The sequence below is a fragment of the Pseudokineococcus marinus genome (assembly GCF_013004605.1).
Lineage (GTDB): Bacteria > Actinomycetota > Actinomycetes > Actinomycetales > Quadrisphaeraceae > Pseudokineococcus > Pseudokineococcus marinus.
Genome location: NZ_JABEMA010000523.1, coordinates 1 through 1,369, shown reverse-complemented (window position 1 = coordinate 1,369; position 1,369 = coordinate 1). Strand labels below are relative to the sequence as shown.

At 82.3% G+C, this 1,369-nt stretch carries 1 protein-coding gene and 1 pseudogene; both read right to left on the bottom strand.

Translation table 11 applies throughout. The annotated features are described in order from the left end of the window. A pseudogene (locus HLB09_RS17190) lies at positions 1-416 on the bottom strand (hypothetical protein); the annotation flags it as partial. After that, positions 413-1,309, bottom strand: coding sequence for an RNA polymerase sigma factor SigM (sigM, locus tag HLB09_RS17185; protein WP_409373021.1), 897 nt, complete (start codon positions 1,307-1,309; stop codon positions 413-415). The gene sigM and the pseudogene HLB09_RS17190, both read right to left, overlap by 4 nt. Positions 1,310-1,369 lie beyond the last annotated feature (60 nt).

Below are 1,369 nucleotides of genomic sequence, written 5' to 3'. Positions count from 1 at the left end.
TCGTCGGGCGGGGGAGGTGCGCCCACCCCCTGGCGGCGCAGGAGGCCCCGCACGGCCCGCATGTCGGCGAGGACGCCCTGGCAGCGGGCGCAGCCCAGGACGTGCGCCGCCGTGAGCGCCTCGGGCGGCGGCGCGCCGTCCGGGCGCTCGCGGCGCTCCCGCACCGCGACGAGGTCGGCGTCGAGCAGCGCGTCGACCTCCTCCTCGGTGGGGTGGGCGGCCGGGGCGCCCTCCGGCGCGGTGCCGGGGCTCTCGCGCGGCCGCTCCTGCGCCGGTCCTCCGGAGCCGCGGACGTCAGCGGCACGCTCGTCGCCGCCCGTCGGGGCACCGGGGACGTCGCCCGGGACGCCGTGGAAGAGCCCGTCGGGGCGCTCGTCGTCGTCCGACGGGTCCGCGGGGAGGGGCCGGTCGCTCACGGCACCTCCTCGGGGTCGCGGGGGTCTCGGTCGTGCGGACGGGGGTCGTGCGGACGGGGGTCGTGCGGGCGGACCTGGTGCGGGGCGGGGTCGTGCGGGTCCGGGTCGGGGGCCAGGCGGTCGCGGACCCCGGTCCCTGCGGGCTCCTCCCGCCGGGAGGCCGCCCCGCCCTCTCGGACGTCGCGCCGGCCGGTGCGGTTCCCCCCGGCACCGACACCGGCGCCGCTCCCGGCCCCGCGGACCCCGGCACCCGCCCCCGACGGCCCTGCGGGGCGCTCGGGGGCGCGGGGGTCGAGGCCGCGCTCGCGCAGGAGCGCGGCGAGGGCGGCCCGCCCGCGGGCGCACCGCGACTTCACCGTGCCCACGGCGACGCCGAGGACGGCGGCGGCCTCCGCCACGGGCAGGTCCTGCAGGTCCACGAGGACGAGGGCGGTGCGCTGGTGGTCGGGCAGGCGGTCGAGCGCGGCGCGGACGTCGACCTCGAGGTCCACGTCCGCCGCCGCGTCGCCGCGGGCGGCCAGCCGCTCGACGGCGTCGCGGGGGGCGTCGTCGCCGCCGGGCGCCGGCGCGTCCAGCGGCACGGTCCGCCGCACCCGCGCCCGCCGCAGCCGGTCGAGGCTGGCGTTGACGACGATCCGGTGCAGCCACGTGGTGACGGCCGCCTCGCCCCGGAAGCGGGCGGCGCCCCGCAGCGCCGAGACGAAGGCGTCCTGCACGGCGTCGGCCGCCTCCTCCCGGTCCCCGAGCACGCCGAGGGCCACGGCCCACAGCCGCGGCCCGTGGCGGCGCACCAGCTCGGCGAAGGCGTCGGGCTCCCCCCGCACGTGGGCGCGCAGGAGGGCCGCGTCGTCCTGGTCCCTGACGTGCTGGTCCCTGGCGTCGTGGCCCAGCACCCCCCGGTCCGCCGCGCCGGCTGCGGCCCGCTCGGGCCGCGCGCCGCGCGGGACGCCGTC